Source organism: Marinobacter sp. ANT_B65 (assembly GCF_002407605.1).
Lineage (GTDB): Bacteria > Pseudomonadota > Gammaproteobacteria > Pseudomonadales > Oleiphilaceae > Marinobacter.
On sequence record NZ_NXGV01000004.1, the window covers coordinates 56,226 to 78,428 of the forward strand.

Genomic DNA, 22,203 nt, shown 5'->3' on the forward strand with positions numbered 1-22,203 from the left:
CAGGGCTGAATCACTGATCGGCAAACTCACCCAGCAAGTGGACTAACCCCCGCCCCAACGTGGCACGCCAATGATAGTAATCATGCCCGGCACCGAATTCCTCCAGCATCACATCGTAACCCTTTACGGAAAGGATCTGTTCTAGTTGTCGATTGGCATTCAGGATGCCACTTTCACCAAAATCAGTCTCGAATACCCCTGCACTCAGATAAAAACGGACCGGCAAAAGGGGGGCTTCCGCCAGCCTTGCATTCAACCACTCCGGACGTACATCCTCTTCCGGACTCCACCAGAAGGATCCGGACTGGCTCAACACCAGACCAAACAACTCCGGGTAACGGTAGGCCGTGCAGGCCGATGCCAGCCCCCCGAAACTGGCGCCGGCCAGCAGCGTCTGCTCCCCGGAAAATACCAGTCCGGTTTTGCCCGCGACAAAAGGCAGCAGCTCCAGCGCCATAAAATCGGCAAAGGTTTCGTTGCAAGGCAATTCACTATTGCGCGCGCTGCGGTTCGGATTGCTCACAAACACAGCAACAACCGGAGGAATCTCTCCACTGCGGCTCAGGTTATCCAGAATTCTCGGTGCAGGCACTTTGCTCAGATAATCATCTCCGTCAAAGAAAATAACCAGGGGCACTGCATCATCCCCGGAGGCGTTTAAATCCTCAGGTACCATAATAGCGATATCCCGGGTATTACCGAGCCGGTCACTGGTCAGCGGGTAACGGGAAGGCTCCGGCAACGGACGATCGCCATCGAGCAGGTTGTCCGAAGGCGCCTTGTCCAATTCCAGCACTGAGCGCGAGTTGTAAACATCCGAAGCCCCGCCGGGATACCAAACGTGTGGATTGGCCGGGTCCCTCTGTGCCGTGGCAAGAATCGCAACCCGCTGATCCCGGGGGGAGCCATTCACTCTGGGAACATCCGGCGCCAGCATATAGCTCATACGGGTATCAGCAGGCATAGCGTAACTCCGGTACCAGATATCCGTACCTGCAAGCCGGAACAAAGGATCATGCTCGTAGCCAGGCCCACCGAAGAGAAGCACCCGGTCGTTGGCGCCGTACCACAGAAAGGTCACCAGACGCTCATCAGCTTTCAGGCCCGAATCCGGTACATCGTCCGGCAATTCGACCAGAGGGGTTCCATCGGCTACCAGCGAAGACCAGACGCTATCCGGAGTCTGGCCGTTTTGCAGCGCTTGTCGTGCCGACAGGACTCTCCTGCTCTGGATATCGGAACGAATATTTTCTCCGGGAGCCAGCAGCGGTACCTTCTCGAGTTTCAGGTGCACCTCTGCCTCAGGCCTTAAAGTCTGAATGACCAGACGGTAGTTCCCGGCTTCCGGGGCTGCAAAGTAAATCCACGCTTCCGAATCGCCGTGGCCAGCCAGGTAACGAACAGGACCACTGTCATCATGGATCATGGCTTCCAGCGCCGACTGACCAGACAGATGCCCCCGAATGTACTCACCTTTTTTCAGCGCCACTGGCAGGCTGTAATGCTCGCCTGCATCTATGGTGAAACGAATATTGACAGGTAGTTCCAGCGTTGCACCATTTGCCGCCAGGGCAGCCAGCGATATCACCAGAAAAGGCATTAACCTCCTGAACATCCCCCATTACCTCCCATAGAAAAAAGGCGACCTGAAAGCCGCCTTTTGCTGTTTATCCAGTCAGAAATCGTAGCTCAGACCGGCATAGACACTCCGGCCGACAAGGTTGCTGTAATAGTCATCGTTATCGTCGCTCAGGCTGGCGTTCGTCAGGTTATTGATACCCGCCCGCAAAACCAGCCCTTTGGCCACACGACTGTTCACAGACACATCGAATAACGTATAAGATGGCTGTTTCTCGGCGCTGTAGTTCTTCTGCCCGCCTGTATACTCAGCACCGAAACGCAGACCGGTACTTTCAAGCACCTGCCAGTTAACACCAGCGCTCAGAGTGTGCCTTGGATGGTAGGCCAGCTCTCCTGCACCGTTTTCCTCGGTATCCAGATAGGCATAGGCTGCATCCATTTTTACCGCACTGCTCAACTCCAGCTCGCCTTCAAGCTCAAGCCCCCAGAGCTGCACTTCGTTCAGATTTACCCAGGCCCGGGCATTGGTCGCCGAATCATAAGTAGCGGTAATCATGTCCTCAACGTCCGAACGGAACAGAACCGCACTCATGCGCCACATATTCTGATCGACCTCTGCACCGATCTCGTAGTTGGTACTGGTTTCCGGCACAAGGTCCGGATTACCCGGGATAAAACAGCTGCCACCACAACTGACGATCCGATATTCCTCAACCAGCTGATACAGACCCGGCGCCTTGAACGCTGTACTGACACCGCCCTTCAGGGACACGCCTTCATTCAGGCGATACACCAGATAACCCCGCGGCGTGAACTCACCATCAAATTCATCGTGATTCTCATAACGACCACCCAGCGTCATGGTCAAGCGGTCATTCAGACGTAGCTCATCCTGCAGATAAACCGCCTGGATCTGCGCATCGGCGCCACCAGTCCTGGTAAAGGAAACGTCATCACTCACTTCCTGCTCCCTGAACTCATAGCCGGCGGTGAGGCCGTGAACACCAAGGACAAAACTGCTACTGCCCGCAACGGTAAGATTCTCTTCTTTCAGGTAACGTTGCTGAGGAGCCGGATAAAGGATGTTGAAATCATCGACATCCGCCTGCTCAAAATTCACGTTCAGGCGGGTACTACCCCAGCCCCAGTTACCCTCATGACCCAATGAATAGGTTTCCCGTTCAATTTCCTGCGCACGGTAATCCGGCCCCGCGCTGTATATGCCGTATGGGCGCTCATCCCGGTTAACGCTGACATCCGCCGACAGGGTCTGCCGGTTATCAATATCCCAGCTCAGGGAACCGGACAGGTTGCGGGCCTCTTTTTCCTCCCGTTCCGGAACATCATCCTCATTATTCACATACCAGGCATCGCGATCATAAAACTCGCCACTAAGCCGCACATAGACGTCATTCGCCAGAGGTCCAGCAGTTGAGAGGTTGGTACGCAGCTCATCCCCTTCTTCACCTTCAAGCACAGATTCGTACATTGCATCCAGAGAGGCTGTCCACTCGCCAGAGGCCTTCCTGGTAATGATATTGATGACACCACCCATAGCGTCGGCACCATAGAGTGACGACATAGGCCCGCGTACAATTTCAATCCGCTCGATACTTGAGCGGGGAATGGAGCTGTAATCAAAGTCCCCTCCTCGCCAGAGAGCACCAGAAGATGACACCCGCTTCCCATCAATCAGAATCAGGGTATAGCCCCCGTCAAGACCACGTATGCGAACCTCATCCCGACCGTTACCGTCTGTGGCATTAATCACCCCCACATTCCGGCTGATCAGATCCGCAACGCTCGCAGAAGGATTGTCCCGGAGAGTTTGCTCATCAATCACCGAGGTAAAAGCCGGAGCTGTCAACTGGGTATGTTCCGTGCCAGAGGCGGTTACCACCAACGCGTCGAGCTCCTGAACTTCAGCGGACACAGGCGAGTGGATCAGCATCAAAGCAGATGCCAGCGACGAAAGAGAGACAGCACCAAAAACAGGCTTCCGGGTCATAGCATTTCCTTATAAAAACCGCCCCCAAAAGGGCATGCAGGGCAAGGATCCACCCCTGGTTACAATGTCAGACAATCAAAGGATCGAAATGCTAATCGTTATCATTAATAAATGCAAACAAGCACATACACTGAATCAGAGACACAGAAATGACCTGGACAAAAAAGCCCTGAAGGACTCAGGGCTCGGACAGAGTTATAACGTAAAGGCGGGAAAGCTACTCGAGGTTTTGAACCTGCTCACGCATCTGTTCAATCAATACTTTCAGATCGACAGCAGCACGAGTAACCCCGGCATCAATACTCTTGCTGCTGAGGGTGTTGGCTTCACGGTTCAGCTCCTGCATCAGGAAGTCCAGGCGGCGCCCAATCGCTTCATCTCGCCCAAGAGTGTCGATAACTTCGCTGATGTGAGCATCCAGCCGGTCCAGTTCTTCTGCAACATCGCTCTTCTGGGCCAGCATGACCATTTCCTGGGCAATCCGTTCGGGCTCCAGCTCCACCCCTGCCTTCCGGAAGCGCTCGCGGAGATGCTCATCCTGAGCCTTGAGCAGCCCGGGCATATTCTCACGAACAGTCGCCACCAGGGTTTTCATTTGTGTTAACCGCGTGTCGAAAAGGGGCCTTAAACGCTCACCTTCCCGTTCACGCACAATCGCAAGCTCTGCTACTGTCTCCCGGAAGAGCGCTAGCGCTGCCTCCCGTACAGAACTGAAATCCTGCTCCGGCACCGACAGCACTCCAGGCCAGCGCAGAACATCAAGGGCATTGATATGAGCCGGATTATCCAGGATGCGGTTGACGTGATTTGCGGCCTCGTTAACGGCATTCGCTATCTCCTCATTAATCTCAAAACCGGGAACACCGGCAGAGGCAGACTGGAGACGAATTGACACGTCAACTTTGCCCCTCTTCAGCTGTTTCCGCAGTTCTTCCCGAAAAGGGTTTTCAAGCTCTCGCAGGGCCTCCGGCAGCCGAAAAGACGGCTCAAGATAACGGTGATTAACGGTACGAATCTCGCAGGTCAGTGTTCCCTGACGATCCTGAACGTCTCTCCGGGCAAATGCGGTCATACTTTTGATCATGGCAGCTCCGGTTTTGTGGTTAATCGCAATCATTGATAATCAAGCCCGAGTCTAACAGGCTGAGATCACCTGTGCTGCCCCGGAAATCAAACTCAACGTGTTATACTTACAGGCTTTCAGGTTAACCAGAAAACGACCGGGGCAAGCTCCCGGACACTTACTTCAGATATCAGGAAACTCTATGCGTCCAAGTGGCAGAACACCCGAACAACCCAGAGAAATCCGCCTGACCCGGAACTACACCCGCCATGCCGAGGGTTCCGTGCTGGTGGAGTTCGGGGACACAAAAGTCATATGCACTGCCTCTGTAGAAAACAAAGTACCGCCCTTCCTGCGCGGCGAAGGTAAAGGCTGGATCACCGCTGAATACGGCATGCTGCCCCGCTCAACTGGCAGCCGCATGGGCCGCGAAGCCGCCCGCGGCAAACAGGGCGGACGCACCGTTGAAATCCAGCGCCTGATCGGTCGCTCCCTGCGCGCCGCCGTCGATATGAAAGCCCTGGGCGAACACACCATCACTATCGATTGCGACGTAATCCAGGCAGACGGCGGCACACGCACAGCAGCAATCACTGGCGGTTGCGTAGCTCTGGTTGATGCCCTGAACCACCTGGTAGCAACAAAGCGCCTGAAGAAATCACCTCTGAAACAAATGGTAGCGGCGCTGTCCGTTGGAATTTACAAGGGCACTCCGGTGGTTGATCTGGATTACCCGGAAGACTCTGAAGCTGAAACCGACATGAACGTCATCATGACCGACCAGGGTGGCTTCATTGAAATCCAGGGAACGGCAGAAGGCGCGCCCTTTGTTCAGGAAGAACTGGACAGTATGCTGGTACTTGCCAGACAAGGCATTGAGAAGTTGTTCGTGCTGCAGAAAGAAGCGCTGGAAAGCTGAGAGAAGTTAACCCGGAAGTTTGCTGGATGTCGGCACTGATACAGTGCCGACACTCCCTGAATACTCAAGCCGGCTTACAAGCCAATTTCAATATCGTAATCCATAATCACCGGAGCGTGATCCGAAAAGCTGGCCTTGCCGTCAATCCAGCCATCCTGAATAGTCTTCCGGATACCCGGGGTCATCAACTGGTAATCCACCCGGATACCTGCATTCTTCCGTGACCCCCCGGCCTGCTCCGGCCACCAGGTAAACTGATTACTCTGTTTATTGATCTCGCGGAACGCATCAACACAGCCCATTTCATCGAATAACCGGTCAAGCCATGCACGTTCGTGGGGCAGAAAACCTGAAAAATCCAGCTTGTGGTACAAGGGGCTTGCATCGGTTACGTGATGCGCAGTCTGCAGGTTCGCACCAAAAATGAACTGGCGGCGCTTACGCAGGGTTTTTTGCATATGCAGACCAAAGGCTTCCATAAACTCATCTTTATGGTCCAGAACGGTCAGATCATCTTCGCTGATCAGCTCTTCCTCACGTCCGAGAGCACAGGGAGCCAACACACATGCCACAGAAACCTTGTCGAAATCCGCCTGAATAAAGCGTCCTTCCCGGTCCGCCTGCTCGTTGGCAAAACCGTACATAATGGCTTTCGGAAAGTGCCGCGTGTATATGCCCACGCCACCGTCTTCATTATTTTCGCCATCTATGAAGTAGGCCTCATACCCTTCCGGGATAAGGTTGTAGTCTTCAATCTCGTAGGCTCGCATGCGGTGATCCTGAACACAGACAACGTCTGCATCCTGCTCGGCCAGCCAGTCAAAAAAACCTTTTTCAACGGCCTGAGCAAGACCATTGACGCTGATTGATACTACCCGCATACGTGTTCCCTGATTCGGTTTGTGTGTATGATACCGTTTTTACGCGTTATTAAAAGATCCACACCCGCCAGAAGCCTTGCCATGCACAACTATCAGCAAAATTTTATTGAGTTTGCCATTCGCCGTAACGTACTTCGTTTTGGTGATTTTACTCTCAAATCCGGACGCACCAGCCCATATTTTTTCAACGCAGGGCTGTTCAACACTGGAGATGACTTACTACAGTTAAGCAAAGCCTATGCCGAAGCCATCGACCGCAGCGGCCTGAATTATGACATCATTTTCGGGCCTGCCTATAAGGGCATTCCGCTGGCAACAGTGACCGCTATGGCCCTGGCCCGCGAAGGTAACAGCAAGCCATTTGCCTTTAACCGCAAAGAAAAGAAAGATCACGGCGAAGGCGGCAGTATTGTCGGAGCCCCGTTGCAGGGTAAAGTACTTATTGTTGATGATGTGATTACGGCTGGTACAGCCATACGCGAATCCATTGATATTATCCGCGCCGCCGGGGCTGAGCCTGCCGGCGTACTGATCGCGCTGGACCGGCAGGAGCGGGGGAACAGCGAACTCTCTGCCATACAGGAAGTAGAGAGCGAGTTTGGCATCCCGGTTGTTAGTATAATATGTCTGGAACAGGTTCTGGACTATCTTGAGACCAATCCGGAGTTTTCTGGCCATGCCGCCAAGGTCGCCAGCTACCGGGAACTTTACGGAGTCTGACTGATGCACAAGCACCTGACTGCATTTTCAGCTACGGCAACAGCACTCCTGCTGACGCTTGGTATGGCAACCGTTGCTGAAGCGGGCATGTACCGTTATATAGACGAAAACGGCCAGGTTGTGATCAGCAACACCATTCCCCAGCAAGCGACCAAGCGCGGCTACGACATTCTCAATTCGAACGGCCGCATAGTGGAAGTCATTCCACCGGCACCGACGGAAGCTGAAATTGCCGCTCGCGAAGCGGAAAAACAGCGTCAGGAAGAACTCGCCATTCAGCGCGAGAAAGACGCTCAGTTGCTAAAGCGCTTCAGCCACCCGGATCAGGCCATAAGAGCCATGCACCGAAAGCTGGGTGAACTGCGGGGCCTGATTCAGCTCAAACGAGGTAACATTTCCGTTATCTCAAGCCAGCTCGACAATGAACAAAGTCGTGCCGCAAACATGGAGCGCTCTGGCCAGAAAATACCAGAGGCAACCCTCGAAAAAATCCGTCGTCTTGAATCACAGATACGCGATATAGAGAAGGATATTTCCTGGCAGACCCGGGAAACAGATGCCCTGATACAGTCGTTTGAAGCAGATATTAAACGGCTTGAAAAAGTCACGGGGAAGACCCGCACACTATCGCTGGACCCGGAAGGCGCTACGGATTAGCAGGCCACCAACCTACGCGACAAAGCCTGCAGCCAGACAAAGAAGGGGTGCCAGAACCGAGCCTGGCACCCCTTCCCTGATTCACATCAACACAGCCTTTGTGCTGATATTACTTCCACAGCCCAAATCAGGCTGAAGTAGCTTCACTCTTCTCTGCAGCTGCTTTCTTTGCCGCTGGCTTTCTGGCTGCCGGCTTCTTGGCTGCTACAGGCTTACTGGCATCCTGTGCTGCTTTGGAAACCTGCTCTGCCGCTTCAGATACAGCGTCTGCACCTTCAACCGCTTCTTTCTCAAGCTTTGCCACCAGCTCGGCTGCAAAGTTACCAAAGCGACTGTTCAGAGTACGCAACTGACCAAAGAGGCTATCGCTGTAACCGTTATAACGACTGCGCAGCGTTTTCACACTGTACTCACGAACTCCCGACTCAAGCTTCTCTGCATAGTCAAACGGCTTGGCCGCAAGCTTCTTCTGCTGCTCTTCAGCTGCATTGATGCCCTTGTCTACGATTTCCTGAAGCTGTTCCCGATATGTTTTAAGCTTACCCATGTCATTTCCCCTTGGTTTACTGACGTTCTCTTAAGGCTCTCACCTGCCTGCTTTTGATCAGTGTTCGATATACCTGATCAGCTCTGAGCTGAAAGCCTTTCTTTGATTCTGAAACCAAGGTTACGGGGGAAAATTAGAGTATTCACACTAAAAGCGAAAAGCTTTTGCGAGCTTCAACTCCCTTTCACAGCGAGCATTGCTAAATACCCGCTTATAAAAATCCTCCCTGCCTTCTCCCGCATATACTTCAATACTGCCCTGCCGGTCATGTGCGTTCTGGACCGCATCAACGAGTGCGTTGAGCTGCCCTTGGGAGATATAGGCGCTCTGAATTTCCAGTGACGCGTTTAGATAATGCTTCGCAAGTCGGGGGCTATGCCGATATTCCAAGTAGGTGTTCGAGCACAGCTGAAGGTTTACATACAATTCGCCATGTGATCGAACCAATTCCGGGGCAAGAAGATCGTTAGCCGACCCCAGAACCGGAAATACAACTAACAGACCACAGAGCCTTAAAGCGTTAATCTCCATAACCTGCCGCATCTAGTTACGCCTCCCTGAGGGAGGCAGCCAACCTGTAGCCTGCATCCATTGGTAGCGCAAAAATCGGCCATAAAATTAATGTTACCAACCAATCACTTTCGCCATACGATAGTTGTATAAAAAACATAGCGCCGTTCGCCAGCAGTAGGCTGCAGGCACCAACACCTCTACTCCAGAGCACCCAACTAACCCTGACGGCGCCAGCCACCATTGCTTTCAAACATGCAAAATATAGCAACCACCCCATAAATACGGATACGACACCTATAAAGACCATGCTACAGATCGCTGTAAACCAACAACCCGCGAGCGGCCAACTCACGCTTCGCCATATTGGATTCTTTGTGCGCCATGAAGTTAACCACGGAAACACATATCAGAGCCGCTACGGCTGTCGACCCTGCGATCTTTGCTTGAGCCACACTTAAACCCAGTTTTTGAGAAGTTTGCTGAACTATCGGGGCTCTCAAGGTAGACGATATAATTTCTGAAGCGTAGGTCTTGATCCCTTTTTCTGCAAGAGCATAAACCGCAGCTGCAAGCGTGGCCACCTTTGGATCAGGCAAATCAATTACGTCATATTGATCGGTGATCTCTGCCTTTCTTTTCGAGAAGCGATAAAACTCCTTTAGCTCGCCGTCAGAAAGGCTCCACATATACCAAAAATGCTGAACGCTCTGATCCGAGATCAAAGTTCTTAGCGGAGCCATCATAAACCCTGGCGTTTGCGTCATTATGCTTCGTTGAACCTTAGCTCTTTGGGCTGAGGATAGAAGTCTAAAAGTAGCAATACCAGACAGAATGGGCCCATAGACTTCTGGGCGAGAAACAATTTCAGAGGAATACCGCTTCAACCCCATGATGTCAGCCAAAGCAACAAGAGGGGTTTCTTTGAACTCAGAGGTGACGTAACGAGAGCTTACACTCAAAGTAGACATAGACACTTTCCTTAGTGACATGTAATTCCATTTAATTAAAGTATCCATCTGGGACGGCGCCCCTGTCAAGACGCGATGCTATCCGCGAAGCAGTTATGAATAAGCTATAGGCGTCGTCACACAAGGCCTTGATTCATTGATCATTGCCACACATACCAGCACGTATAGGTCGGGTATCTGAGTAAAACACTCACCAACGAAACAAAACCCAACTCGGAATCAGCATGTCGGAATCAGTTTCCCGGATCCAGCCACCTCCATCCGCAGGCACCAGGTAATACTCAGCGCCGACTTCCGGCACCACCTTTATCTCCATAAGCTGTCCGTTCACCCGATACTCGTAAAACACCTTGTCATCACCTGGCCGGATGACAATCTGCGCCCCGTCACTCGATGGCTGATAATCGGAAATTACAACCGGCTCTCGGGGCGTTTCTACAACGGTCTCATCCAGCGCACCGCTTTCCTGTGCCAACGCAGACCCGAGGCCGCAGACAAGCAGAAATGCAGAACAGGCGATTCGTTTCATTTTCGTGATACCCTTTTATTTATCCATCAAATTAAGTACAGAGTTGCACAAGCCAACCCACGCTTCAATCAGAATCCGGACCCGTTTTGACATGACTGAAAAAAAGACTCCACCTGTGGTGCTTGTGGACGGTTCGTCCTATTTATTCCGTGCTTATCACGCACTTCCACCACTGACCACCAGCAAGAACCACCCTACCGGAGCCATTAAAGGCGTAATCGCAATGATCCGTCGCCTGGAGCAGGACTTTCCTGGATCAAAACTGGTTGTGGTGTTCGATGCGAAAGGCAAGACTTTCCGCCACGATCTGTATGAAGCCTATAAAGCCAACCGTCCGCCAATGCCCGATGACCTGGCGATGCAAATTGCCCCCATTCACCAGATGGTGAAGGCCATGGGCCTGCCGCTGCTGATAGTAGAAGGCGTGGAGGCGGATGATGTGATTGGCACTCTGGCCGACGAAGCCACAAGCAAAGGCATTGATGTGGTGGTATCAACCGGCGACAAGGATATGGCTCAACTGGTCAGCGACCACGTAACACTTATTAACACCATGACCGATACCCGGATGGACAGGAACGGTGTGGTTGAAAAATTTGGCGTACGCCCGGACCAGATAATCGACTATCTGGCGTTGGTAGGCGACAAGGTGGACAACATCCCCGGCGTTAACAAGTGCGGCCCGAAAACAGCAGTGAAATGGCTGCAAGCCTACGACAACCTGGACCAGGTGATTGCCCATGCGGGGGAGATTAAAGGAAAAATTGGCGAATATCTGCGTGAAGCAGCCGATACCCTGCCCCTGAGCCGGGAGCTGGCAACTATCAAGATGGATGTGGCCCTCGATTTTGGCCTGGAAGATCTGCAGGAGCGGCAGCAGAACGACGAAGAGTTGCTCGAACTGTTCAGGGAATACGAACTAAAGAGCTGGGTTGCCGAGCTGGAGAACAAGGCAAACGAAGCCAGCAGCAACGCCGGCAACTCTGAGGTCACAGAAACAACCGACAGCGACTGCCCGCCGCCTCCGCAGGAAAAACGGTATAGCGTAATTACCCGACAGGAAGAGCTAGACGAGTGGGTAGAGAGACTCAAAAAGTCAGAGCTGTTCGCCTTCGACACCGAAACCACGAGCCTTCGCTATATGAGCGCCGAGGTAGTAGGCATGTCATTCGCCATAGAACCGGGCGAAGCAGCTTACGTACCCTTCGGCCACGACTATATGGGAGCGCCGGAACAACTCGAACGTGAGAAAGTACTGTCTCAGTTCAAGCCTCTGCTGGAAGACCCTGAACTCAAGAAGGTCGGCCAGAACCTGAAGTACGACAAAAACGTGCTAGCCAATCATGATATCTGCCTGGAAGGCATCGCCGAAGACACCATGGTGGAGTCCTACGTGCTCAACTCGGTGTCGTCCCGCCACGACATGGACACTCTGGCCAGAAAATATCTGGGTGAAGAAACCATCACCTTTGAATCCATTGCTGGCAAAGGCGCAAAGCAGCTCACGTTTAATCAGCTGGATCTGGAAAAGGCGGGCCCCTATGCGGCAGAAGACGCTGACGTTACCTTGCGGCTGCATCAGGTATTACGCCCGCAACTGGCAAAAACCGGCAAGCTGCAATCCGTTTATGAGGACATAGACCTTCCCCTGGTGCCAGTCCTGTCGCGGATGGAGCAGCGCGGCACCTTGATTAAAGCCAGTACTCTGCGCCAGCACAGCCAGGAACTGGCAGAACGAATGGCCGAGCTGGAAAAACAGGCCCATGAAGTTGCTGGTGAAAACTTCAACCTGGGCTCACCCAAGCAGTTGCAGGTCATTTTCTATGAAAAGATGGGGCTTCCTGTTATCAAAAAAACGCCAAAAGGCGCCCCATCTACAGCAGAGCCCGTATTACAGGAACTTGCCCATGAGCACGAACTGCCGAGGCTGATTCTTGAGCATCGCAGCCTGAGCAAGCTTAAATCCACTTACACGGATACTCTGCCAGAGCTGATCCATCACCGTACCGGACGGGTGCACACATCCTATCATCAGGCAGTCACCGCTACCGGAAGGCTTTCTTCATCGGAGCCCAATCTTCAGAACATCCCTATCCGCACTGAACAGGGCCGGCGCATTCGCCAGGCATTTATTGCGGAAAAGGGTTACAAACTGATCGCTGCCGACTACTCACAGATTGAGCTGAGGATCATGGCGCACCTGTCTGAGGACAAAGGTCTGCTAACCGCCTTTGAAAATGGCGAAGACATTCACAAAGCCACCGCGGCCGAAGTTTTTGGTGTTGCACTGGAGGAGGTCAATAATGACCAGCGCCGCAGCGCCAAAGCCATAAACTTTGGCCTGATCTATGGAATGTCGGCATTTGGGCTCGCCCGCCAACTGGACGTTGAGCGCAAGGTAGCCCAGCAATATATCGACCGGTATTTCGAACGTTACCCGGGTGTTTTGCAATATATGGACAACATCCGAAAACAAGCCCACGACGATGGCTACGTTGAGACTCTGTTCGGTCGGCGCCTCTACTTGCCTGAAATTAATGCGCGCAACAAACAGCTTCAGCAGGCAGCCGAACGCACCGCCATTAACGCTCCTATGCAGGGTACCGCGGCGGACATCATCAAACGGGCGATGATTGAGGTAGACAACTGGTTGCACGAAGAACACGCAGACGACGCCAGCATGACCATGCAAGTACACGATGAGCTGATCCTCGAAGTAAGGGAAGATAAGCTGGAGGAGGTCAAGAAAGGCCTGGTTCAGCGTATGTCTGCAGCTGCAAGCCTGAAGGTGCCACTACTGGTTGAAGCAGGCACGGGTGACAACTGGGATCAGGCCCACTAGCTCCGAAACCTGGCACGCAACGCCCTGTTTTTGTTTGCACCTGATGCAAGATGCACAAAAACAGGGCGCACTTTCTCATGCAACTCTTCAGAACCCCGCTATTCCGCCATACCTCCCGAACGGCACAAAATCTGCATCATTCTCCGGGTCCGGAGTAAAATCCGATGCAGTGACACCGATTCGAGGTCTTTCCATGAATTCGTTAACAAGTGAACGTAACTGGTTGTTCGATCCCTCCCTTTTAAAACTGGCATATCAATGCCGGCGCCTGATTCAGTCCGAATTTGGTGTAAAACTTCACTTGGACGAGGCCGACCTGGGGCAACACCTGGCTGATTATGCGGGCAAAACCCGGTCTCGTGATCTGGCTCATACCTGGGAAACCCTGAAACAGAAAGTGCCGGAACTGAGCGCGATGGAAGAAGATCCGGGCCCGACGCTTAGAATGTACCGGGGCCAGCCAATCTTTGAAGATCGAGGTGAACGGAAAGGAGGGGATTCCGGAGAAGAAGCCCGGAACAGGAAAATGGTCTACAGAGGGCAGATGGTAGGCTGATTCCGGGAATGGAACCAGCCCCACAAGACCGGATCAGAAGGCTTTACTGAACTCGATAGCAGCACTCCAGGCGCTTAGCTCGTATTCAGCCTGATAATTGGTATTGGACGTTGCAACGGTTGGCTGCTGATGCGAGTACTCACGATCATCAACCTTCGCATTATCCGCAAAGATCAGGGTGCCGACTGCAGCATCTACTTTCCAGCCACTCTGGCGATCCTGCCATTGAGTGCCCAGGGTCAGCCAGTGACGATCTTCGGACGGGATACGCGCAGTGACATACTGGTCTACCGGCGACTGGTCATAAGCATAGCCTGCCTTGAATGCCCATGCTTCGCTTGCCTGCCAGATGCCGCCCAGATTGAACTGCCAGTTGTTATCCCATTTCTCAGTCACATGGGTAACAGGATCACCCGGTGCAGGCTGAATCACCTGAGAAACCTGACCTGTACCGCCTTCAGCACTGTATACGTCCAACTCTTCAAAGCGGCTCCAGCGAGAATAGGTGGCACCGGCGAGCAGGGTAAATTCCGGACTCAGCCTGTGGCGTACACCTACAGTCAGGCTCTCAGGAATAGCCAGGGGTACTTCCGCTTTTTCAGAAAGAGACAGAGGTCCCGAAAGCCCTAAAGCCTCACCCGGGAACTGGCTGATTTCCAGATCCCCGTCCAGCTCAAACTCGGTGCCCGTCTGGGCGGTCAGGCCAAACTGCGTAGCTTCAGACAACTCATAGAGAAAACCCACACGAAAATTGACTGCAATGTCATCACCTTCCACATCCGAATAGGTATCAGGGTACTGCTGCGCCAGACCATTGGCTCCTGCCACAATCGCCTGTTGTTGCGCTGCGGGCAACTGATCGAGGCTGGAGACGCCTGCGGACTGAAGCGCTGACCTGACCACCGCTCCACGAACATCCTGATATCGGCTTAAACGGCCCTCGCCGTACATCACATTAATGCCCACTCCCATCGACAGGCCCTTACCATTGCTAACAGCAATGGACGGGGTGAAGGAAATCACCGTCAGTTCGGTTTTGTCTGCCAGATAACGCCCGGCAAAATCATCTTCGTAATCTGCCGCCAGCCCATAAGGAGCATGGATACCAAAACCAACATCGATAGACTCATTGATTTCGTGGGTAATATAAATATTCGGAAGCAAGGCAGGGTCTGCAATGTCACCACCATTGCCGGTGTAGGCGCCCGGCTGGCCAAGGGCATCGACGGACCGTATCGTGTCGCTTTTGGCCTCGGCATCAATGTCCAGCACAGCAGCACCAAACGAGATATTAGTTCCGGACAACTGGCTCATCCCCGCAGGGTTAAATAACACTGCAGTCGCATTTTCCGGATTCGCAGCAGCACCGGCATTGGCCGTACCCATGGCACTTGCACTTTGTTCGTTCAGGGAAAAACCGCCAGCAAAAGCGCTGGCAGGGGCGGCGACGACTAAAGCCAGAGAGGTCAACCGTACAGCACGCGTAAGCAATGAGGATCTCATAACAGAGGTGTCTCCTTTGTAATTTGCGGCGGAGTATACGCACCAACACCGAGCAGCCTCAAATGCTAAAACTACTGGTTTACAAACCTAACTATTTACGACTTTAGTCGATGCCTGCCACATCAGGTATCCTGAATAGTCAGCTTATCAACAGATGAAGACAGCTTGTCTGCCCCCTGAGCATCTGTACCCAGTTTTATCATCAGACGCAGATCGTTAGCTGAGTCAGCGTGAGCAAGGGCATCTTCATAAGTGATCGAGCCTTCAGCATAGAGCTGATAAAGGGCCTGATCAAAGGTCTGCATGCCGGCCTCATTAGACTTGGCCATCAACCCCTTAAGCTTATGCACCTCCCCTTTACGGATCATGTCCGCTACCAGCGGGGTGTTGATCAGAACTTCAATAACCGCCTTGCGGCTTTTTCCGTCCGGTGTCGGAATTAACTGCTGCGCCACGACGGCCCGAAGGTTAAGCGACAGATCCATCCAGATCTGATTATGCTGCTCGGGCGGGAAAAACTGGATTATCCGGTCAAGCGCCTGGTTAGCGTTGTTGGCGTGCAGCGTGGCGAGACACAGGTGGCCTGTTTCAGCAAACTGAACTGAATACTCCATGGTCTGACGGGTACGCACCTCACCAATAAGAATAACGTCAGGAGCCTGCCTCAACGTGTTCTTCAGCGCCACCTCAAAGCTCTCGGTATCAATCCCGACTTCCCGCTGAGTAACAATGCAGCCCTGGTGCTGATGCACAAACTCGATCGGGTCTTCTATTGAAATAATATGCCCCCGGCTGTTCCGGTTGCGGTGCCCAAGCATCGCGGCAAGCGACGTTGATTTACCGGTACCGGTCGCACCCACAAACATAATCAGGCCGCGCTTGGTCATTGCCAGGTCTTTGATGATCTCCGGCAACGACAGATCATCAATCTGGGGGATTTTTACTTCAATCCGCCGCAAGACCATGCCACACAGGTTGCGCTGAAAGAATGCGCTCACCCGGAAGCGGCCAATGCCCCGGGCACTGATGGCAAAGTTACACTCATGAGTTTCTTCAAACTCGGCTCTCTGCTTTTCGCTCATCGCGCCGTACACAAACTCCCGGGTCTGCTCCGGCGTTAACGCGTTCTTGGTAACCGGCAGCACCTTGCCATTCACTTTCATGCTGGGCGGGACACCTGCAGTGATAAAGAGATCTGACCCCCCTTTTTCGACCATCAGACGTAGCAGCTTTTCGAATTCCATTTTGATTACCTATGTTCTTTTTATTCAACGACCCGCCAAAAGCCGGGAATCAGAAATTATCCGGCATTTTTGCCTTGGACCTTGCGGCTTCACGGGAAATAAGACCTTTCTGCAGCAAACGCTCAAGGCACTGATCCAAAGTCTGCATACCCAGAGAACCACCCGTCTGGATCGAAGAGTACATCTGGGCAATCTTGTCTTCGCGAATCAGGTTACGGATCGCGGCTGTACCAATCATGATTTCATGTGCAGCTATACGGCCACCGCCCATTTTTTTCATGAGAGTCTGGGAAATAACAGCCTGCAGTGACTCGGAAAGCATGGAGCGCACCATAGATTTTTCCTGAGCCGGGAATACGTCCACTACCCGGTCAATGGTTTTTGCCGCCGAGGTGGTGTGCAGGGTTCCGAAAACCAGGTGACCGGTTTCCGCCGCAGTAAGTGCCAGACGGATAGTTTCCAGATCCCGCAGCTCACCAACCAGAATAATGTCGGGATCTTCCCGCAACGCAGAGCGCAAAGCCTCATTAAAGCCAAGGGTATCCCGGTGCACTTCCCGCTGATTGACCAAACACTTCTTGGAATCGTGCACAAATTCGATGGGGTCCTCTATGGTAAGAACGTGCTCATAGCGGGTGTCGTTGATGTAATCCATCATTGCCGCCAGCGTAGTAGACTTACCTGAGCCGGTTGGCCCGGTCACCAGCACAAGGCCACGGGGCACCGAGGATATGTCCTTGAACACCTGGCCCATACCCAGGTCATCCATAGTCAGCACTTTCGAGGGAATGGTACGGAAAACAGCACCCGATCCACGGTTCTGGTTAAAGGCATTGACACGAAAACGAGCGACGCCAGGTACTTCAAAGGAAAAGTCCGTTTCCAGAAATTCTTCGTAGTCCTTACGCTGCTTGTCGTTCATGATGTCGTAAATCAGCCCGTGAACTTCTTTATGCTCAAGGGGCGGAAGGTTGATGCGACGGACATCACCATCAACACGAATCATCGGAGGCAGGCCGGCAGAAAGATGCAGGTCAGACGCACCCTGTTTCGCCGAAAAGGCAAGCAGTTCAGTAATATCCATAGAGGTCCTCGGAAGGCTTATCTTTCACACAGGTAGCGTCTGTCTGGCACTGCCCGGCTATGACCACTTGGAATTTCAGTGGCCTGCGAGTAACGTGTCGCCAACGAACAGGCGGACCAAACGCGACTATTTGACAATATGAGCAGCATAGCAGACAACCTCGGGAGCGTAACCCGACGCATACAAAAAGCAACATTGCAGGCGGGCCGGGAGCCCGATTCTGTGAGCCTGTTGGCAGTCAGCAAAACGCGCTCACCCGATGAGTTGCGAGAAGCTGTGGCTGCGGGCCAACGGGCATTCGGAGAAAACTATCTTCAGGAAGCCCTCGACAAAATTGAAGCCCTCAGCGACCTGGGCGATATCGACTGGCACTTTATTGGTCCGATACAGTCCAACAAGACCCGGCAGATTGCCTCAGCCTTTTCCTGGGTACACAGCGTGGACCGGCTGAAGATCGCCCGCCGCCTCAGTGAACAACGGGAAACCGGGCTGCCCCCCTTGAACATCTGCCTGCAAGTCAATATTAATAATGAACAGAGCAAGGCCGGATGCCAGCCTGAAGATCTGCCGGAAATGGTTACAGAAATAAGCCAGCTGCCCGGCCTCACCCTGCGGGGCCTTATGGCAATCCCTGACCCGGAACAGACAGAATCCGCTCTGCGTGCAAGTTTCCGCAAGCTTGCCAACACCCTTAAAGAGCTGAGACAGGATTATCCGGAAGCCGGGCCACTGGATACATTGTCCATGGGCATGTCAGGCGATCTTGAGATGGCTGTTGCAGAGGGCGCCACCTGGGTTCGCATCGGCACGGCCGTTTTTGGCACAAGATCCCGGAAGAGCTGAATCGACCGGTTCCTGTTATTATCAAAGCCGGATATCTAACCGAACAACCGTTGGAGCAGACCTTGAGCAAATCACCAACCATTTCGTTTATAGGCGCAGGCAACATGGCCAGCGCCATTATTGGCGGCATGCTGGATAACGGATTCAAAGCCGCCAATATATGGGCAAGCGCGCCAGACGACGGTCACCTGCAATCCATCCGCAAACGTTTCGGGATAAGTGTGACAACAGACAACCGTTACTGTGCGCAGCAGGCAGACATGGTGGTGCTCGCGGTGAAGCCCCAGGTAATGGCGGACGTGTGCCGTGACATAGCGCCCATCGCCCAGAATACCCGCCCGTTAATGGTGTCTATAGCTGCAGGTCTCGGTGCAGATACACTTGATGAATGGCTTGGCGGCGGCCTGCCTATTGTCCGTGTCATGCCAAACACCCCCTCTCTGGTTGGCAAAGGTGCTGCAGGGCTTTTTGCCAATGAAAGCGTCAGCAACGATCAGAAAGAAATGGTGCAGTCGGTTTTCGAAGGCATAGGTACCGCGGTATGGGTGGAAGATGAAACCCTGCTTCATGGCGTAACTGCACTCTCGGGAAGCGGGCCAGCTTATTTTTTCCTGATACTGGAAGCACTTGAGGCTGCTGCAACTGAAACGGGTGTAAACCCGGAAACCGCACGCCAGCTTGCCATCCAGACCATGGCAGGCGCAGCCGAAATGGCTGCCAGAAGCGAATACGATCCGGCTCAGCTGAAGAAAAATGTAATGTCTCCGGGCGGCACAACCGAACAGGCGATTAACACCTTTGAAGAAGGCGGCCTGCGCGACCTGGTGAAAAAAGCGTATAACGCTGCTTACAAGCGCTCGGAAGAAATGGCCAAAGAACTGGCAGGCAAACAGTAAAACAGTCACCGACAACGGAGAAACGGCTTCATGCTGGCAGACATCCTGATTACGATCCTGCTGATCGCGTCCACCTTTTACATGACGATTATACTGCTGCGTTTTTTGTTGCAGCTGGCCCGGGCCGACTTCTACAACCCGATTTCCCAGTTTGCAGTCAAGGCCACAAACCCTTTACTCAGGCCTCTGCGCCGCGTCATCCCTGGCTGGGGCGGAATTGACGGCGCAGCGCTGGTTCTTGCCGTTATCATTCAGGCAATTACCTTTTTCCTGATTCTTGTCGCGCTGAACGGCGGCATTCCATCATTTAACCCACTCATACTATTGGTCTGGGGCGCAATTGCTGTCCTGGATCTGATCGTCAAAATATACTTCTGGTCGGTTATCGCTGTTGTTGTTGTCAGCTGGATCGCACCAGGCAGCGGCCACCCGGCCATCCAGCTGGTTGCACAGATCACCGAACCGGTCATGCGACCAGTGCGAAAGCTGATGCCTTCCATGGGCGGACTGGACCTGTCACCCATTATTGTTTTTCTGATCCTGAACGTCCTGTCTGTTGTCATTGACCATATGAAGGTCGCGGTCGGCCTTGGGGCTATTGGACTGGGACTGTAAACCACATCACAAACAAACAATTTGTAACAGTTCTCCACAAACAGCCAAATCCGAAAACCGCAACTTCATCCCATTGATTTTGCGGTTTTTTTTATTCAAGTCATGTCATCAACAAACACACACCTGCGAACACCCCGCCACAAAACCGTCACAAACAGGCTAGTATTACCCACAATTAATTAATCCGTATATCACGTGGATCCCGGCGAGTCCGCCAAAGGGGTACCGGAAGTCGTGGACAAGGAAAATCCGATGAATCATCAGAGCAATCTGACTCAGCAGGTAGAGGCATACCACAACTGGAAAAAGGAGCTGATCCGCCAGATCGGCCGCTACCGGTTATGGCTCCAGGACAACAACCTGTTCTCTGACGACATCAGTACCCGGATACGTCATGGCCTGGAACTTCTTATCGAGGACGAGCTCACTATCGCGTTTGTCGGCGAGTACTCCCGCGGCAAAACTGAGCTGATAAACGCCCTGTTCTTCGCAGAGTTTGGCCAGCGCATGCTTCCCTCTCAGGCCGGACGCACAACCATGTGTCCGACCGAGCTGTTTTTCGATCGCAACGCCAACGAAAACTACCTGTTACTGCTCCCCATAGAGACCCGCACTGGCGACCTGTCTTTACAAAAGCTGCGCAAACAGCCTGAGCGCTGGGTAAAGCACAGTCTTGACGAAAGTGACCCGGAAATCATGCGCGAAATCCTGGGAGAAGTTGCCCGGGTAAAAAGTGTTACCCCCGAACAGGCACGGGCACTCGGTTTTGACGAAGACATGCTGGAGCATGACCGCAACAACCCCGGCAACGTTCTGGTTCCTGCCTGGCGCAATGCCCAGATCAGTATTCGCCATCCCCTCTTTGAACGGGGACTGCGCATTCTGGACACACCGGGCCTCAACGCACTTGGCTCTGAACCTGAGCTCACCATAAGCATGCTGCCAAAAGCTCATGCCATAATTTTTGTGCTCAGTGCAGATACCGGCGTTACCGCCAGCGATATGACCATCTGGAAAGAGTACATAGATACAGAACAGGCAGATCACCGTGCCGGTCGTTTTGCTGTACTGAACAAGATCGATGTACTGTGGGACGACCTCCAGGGCGAGAAGCACACACGCGATGCCATTGACCGGGTACGGGGGTATACAGCAGATCATCTGGGCATCCGGCAACAGGATGTAATACCTCTGTCTGCAAAACAGGGACTCGTCGCAAGGGTCAGAAAAGACAGCAACCTGTTCAATCGCTCCAATATCGGGAATCTGGAACAACTGATTATCCAGCGTATCCTTATGCATAAGGAACAGCTGATAACCCAGAGCCTGATAAATGACCTTCTGGGCATGCTGCAGAACAGCCAGGCCGCGATGCAGACGCGCCTTGAGTCGCTCGAAGAAGAATCCGATGCATGCTCTGGCGCCACCATGGACAAGGCAGCCCTTGCCCGGCTGGCCGACAGAGCCCAGAAAGATTATGACTTTTACTACAAGAAGCTGATCACACTGCGTTCAAGCCGTCGACTGATGGGTTCCCAGGGTGACATGCTGAAAAAACTGGTAGCTGAGGACCGGTTTGAGTCCCACGCCCGGAACCTCCATAAAAGCATGTCGAAAAGCTGGACTACAGCAGGCATGAATAACGCTATGGACCAGTTTTTTGAGCTTCTGGAAGGTGACCTCACCAATCTGCTCAGCGAGGGCCACCTTGCAGAGAAAATGGTGGGGGCCATCTATCGCAGGTACAACGAAGATACCCGCGCCCGCCACCTTGAACCCATTCCGCTGCGTGCCGGCCGCCACGTTATTGCTGTAAGGGAGTTGCGTAAAAAAGCCCGGCGCTTTCGTGTCAGCCCCAAAAACCTGCTTACAGAACAATCCGTTCTGGTACAGCGTTTTTTCAATGTAATGGTGAGTGAAGCCAGGATTCTGCACGCGCGCGTACGCACAGACGTAGAGCGCTGGCCCTCAGAAGCACTGCTGCCAATAATGCAGTACTCCATGGAACAGAAGCAGCTGCTGGAACACCAGATACGGCGCCTCCGGGACATGGTAAGAAGTGATCGTGACGGCCGCTTCCAGCGAGAACGGCTAAACAACACCATCAGCGACTTGCGCAGACAGCTGGAACTGGCTGATGCCATGCAGCGGCAAATCCGGAAACCTGCACCTACCATGATCCAGCAGAAAGTGGTCAATATCTCAGGTATTATCCAGTCCCCGTAAATCCTGTT

Annotated in this window: 19 protein-coding genes; 9 read left to right on the forward strand and 10 right to left on the reverse strand. The window is 53.1% G+C overall.

Annotated features, from left to right (window positions below; translation table 11 throughout):
* Positions 1-10: 10 nt before the first annotated feature.
* The 3 genes from CPA50_RS16325 to CPA50_RS16335 form a co-directional block, all read right to left on the reverse strand.
* Positions 11-1,600 (reverse strand): alpha/beta hydrolase-fold protein, encoded by a 1,590-nt coding sequence (locus CPA50_RS16325; RefSeq protein ID WP_179397251.1) that lies wholly within the window; start codon positions 1,598-1,600, stop codon positions 11-13.
* Between the two features lie 75 nt (positions 1,601-1,675).
* Positions 1,676-3,589, reverse strand: a complete 1,914-nt coding sequence (locus tag CPA50_RS16330) for a TonB-dependent receptor domain-containing protein (RefSeq protein WP_096783608.1) — start codon at positions 3,587-3,589, stop codon at positions 1,676-1,678.
* Positions 3,590-3,806: 217 nt separating this feature from the next.
* Positions 3,807-4,673: a YicC/YloC family endoribonuclease gene (locus tag CPA50_RS16335; protein WP_096783789.1), complete on the reverse strand. Its 867-nt coding sequence runs from the start codon at positions 4,671-4,673 to the stop codon at positions 3,807-3,809.
* A 181-nt stretch (positions 4,674-4,854) separates the two neighbouring features.
* On the opposite strand from CPA50_RS16335, the gene rph reads away from it, so the two are divergent.
* Complete coding sequence (gene rph / locus CPA50_RS16340) at positions 4,855-5,571, forward strand: ribonuclease PH (protein WP_096783609.1); 717 nt, start codon at positions 4,855-4,857, stop codon at positions 5,569-5,571.
* Between the two features lie 74 nt (positions 5,572-5,645).
* On the opposite strand, the gene CPA50_RS16345 is transcribed toward rph, so the two are convergent.
* Positions 5,646-6,452, reverse strand: coding sequence for an exodeoxyribonuclease III (locus tag CPA50_RS16345; protein ID WP_096783610.1), 807 nt, complete (start codon positions 6,450-6,452; stop codon positions 5,646-5,648).
* Between the two features lie 81 nt (positions 6,453-6,533).
* Between CPA50_RS16345 and pyrE the strand changes: the two genes are divergently transcribed.
* The gene (pyrE, locus tag CPA50_RS16350; RefSeq protein ID WP_096783611.1) at positions 6,534-7,172 is read left to right on the forward strand and encodes an orotate phosphoribosyltransferase; all 639 of its coding nucleotides are present in this window, start codon (positions 6,534-6,536) and stop codon (positions 7,170-7,172) included.
* 3 nt (positions 7,173-7,175) lie between these two features.
* Positions 7,176-7,829, forward strand: a complete 654-nt coding sequence (locus CPA50_RS16355; protein ID WP_096783612.1) for a DUF4124 domain-containing protein — start codon at positions 7,176-7,178, stop codon at positions 7,827-7,829.
* 127 nt (positions 7,830-7,956) lie between these two features.
* Here CPA50_RS16355 and CPA50_RS16360 read toward each other — a convergent pair whose 3' ends face one another.
* The 3 genes from CPA50_RS16360 to CPA50_RS16380 all read right to left on the reverse strand — a co-directional run bounded on the left by CPA50_RS16360 (position 7,957) and on the right by CPA50_RS16380 (position 10,386).
* Positions 7,957-8,376, reverse strand: a complete 420-nt coding sequence (locus CPA50_RS16360; protein WP_096783613.1) for a hypothetical protein — start codon at positions 8,374-8,376, stop codon at positions 7,957-7,959.
* A gap of 821 nt (positions 8,377-9,197) precedes the next feature.
* Positions 9,198-9,857 (reverse strand): hypothetical protein, encoded by a 660-nt coding sequence (locus tag CPA50_RS16375; RefSeq protein WP_096783616.1) that lies wholly within the window; start codon positions 9,855-9,857, stop codon positions 9,198-9,200.
* 190 nt (positions 9,858-10,047) lie between these two features.
* Complete coding sequence (locus CPA50_RS16380) at positions 10,048-10,386, reverse strand: DUF2782 domain-containing protein (RefSeq protein WP_096783617.1); 339 nt, start codon at positions 10,384-10,386, stop codon at positions 10,048-10,050.
* A gap of 91 nt (positions 10,387-10,477) precedes the next feature.
* Here CPA50_RS16380 and polA point away from each other — a divergent pair, with 91 nt between their 5' ends.
* Both polA and CPA50_RS16390 read left to right on the forward strand, forming a co-directional pair.
* Positions 10,478-13,228: a DNA polymerase I gene (gene polA, locus CPA50_RS16385; RefSeq protein WP_096783618.1), complete on the forward strand. Its 2,751-nt coding sequence runs from the start codon at positions 10,478-10,480 to the stop codon at positions 13,226-13,228.
* Positions 13,229-13,421: 193 nt separating this feature from the next.
* Positions 13,422-13,784 carry a hypothetical protein gene (locus tag CPA50_RS16390; RefSeq protein ID WP_096783790.1) on the forward strand — a complete coding sequence of 121 codons (363 nt, stop codon included), beginning with the start codon at positions 13,422-13,424 and terminating at the stop codon, positions 13,782-13,784.
* A gap of 33 nt (positions 13,785-13,817) precedes the next feature.
* On the opposite strand, the gene CPA50_RS16395 is transcribed toward CPA50_RS16390, so the two are convergent.
* The 3 genes from CPA50_RS16395 to CPA50_RS16405 all read right to left on the reverse strand — a co-directional run bounded on the left by CPA50_RS16395 (position 13,818) and on the right by CPA50_RS16405 (position 17,615).
* Positions 13,818-15,287, reverse strand: coding sequence for an OmpP1/FadL family transporter (locus CPA50_RS16395; RefSeq protein ID WP_096783619.1), 1,470 nt, complete (start codon positions 15,285-15,287; stop codon positions 13,818-13,820).
* 122 nt (positions 15,288-15,409) lie between these two features.
* Complete coding sequence (locus tag CPA50_RS16400) at positions 15,410-16,531, reverse strand: PilT/PilU family type 4a pilus ATPase (protein ID WP_096783620.1); 1,122 nt, start codon at positions 16,529-16,531, stop codon at positions 15,410-15,412.
* Positions 16,532-16,580: 49 nt separating this feature from the next.
* Complete coding sequence (locus CPA50_RS16405; RefSeq protein WP_096783621.1) at positions 16,581-17,615, reverse strand: type IV pilus twitching motility protein PilT; 1,035 nt, start codon at positions 17,613-17,615, stop codon at positions 16,581-16,583.
* 138 nt (positions 17,616-17,753) lie between these two features.
* Here CPA50_RS16405 and CPA50_RS16410 point away from each other — a divergent pair, with 138 nt between their 5' ends.
* The 4 genes from CPA50_RS16410 to CPA50_RS16425 all read left to right on the forward strand — a co-directional run bounded on the left by CPA50_RS16410 (position 17,754) and on the right by CPA50_RS16425 (position 22,195).
* Complete coding sequence (locus tag CPA50_RS16410; RefSeq protein ID WP_096783622.1) at positions 17,754-18,458, forward strand: YggS family pyridoxal phosphate-dependent enzyme; 705 nt, start codon at positions 17,754-17,756, stop codon at positions 18,456-18,458.
* Between the two features lie 62 nt (positions 18,459-18,520).
* Positions 18,521-19,354 (forward strand): pyrroline-5-carboxylate reductase, encoded by an 834-nt coding sequence (gene proC / locus CPA50_RS16415; protein WP_096783791.1) that lies wholly within the window; start codon positions 18,521-18,523, stop codon positions 19,352-19,354.
* Positions 19,355-19,384: 30 nt separating this feature from the next.
* On the forward strand, positions 19,385-19,969 hold the full coding sequence (locus CPA50_RS16420; protein ID WP_096783623.1) for a YggT family protein: 585 nt from the start codon (positions 19,385-19,387) through the stop codon (positions 19,967-19,969).
* A gap of 252 nt (positions 19,970-20,221) precedes the next feature.
* Entirely contained in the window at positions 20,222-22,195 is a 1,974-nt protein-coding gene (locus tag CPA50_RS16425) for a dynamin family protein (protein WP_096783624.1), read from the forward strand.
* Positions 22,196-22,203 lie beyond the last annotated feature (8 nt).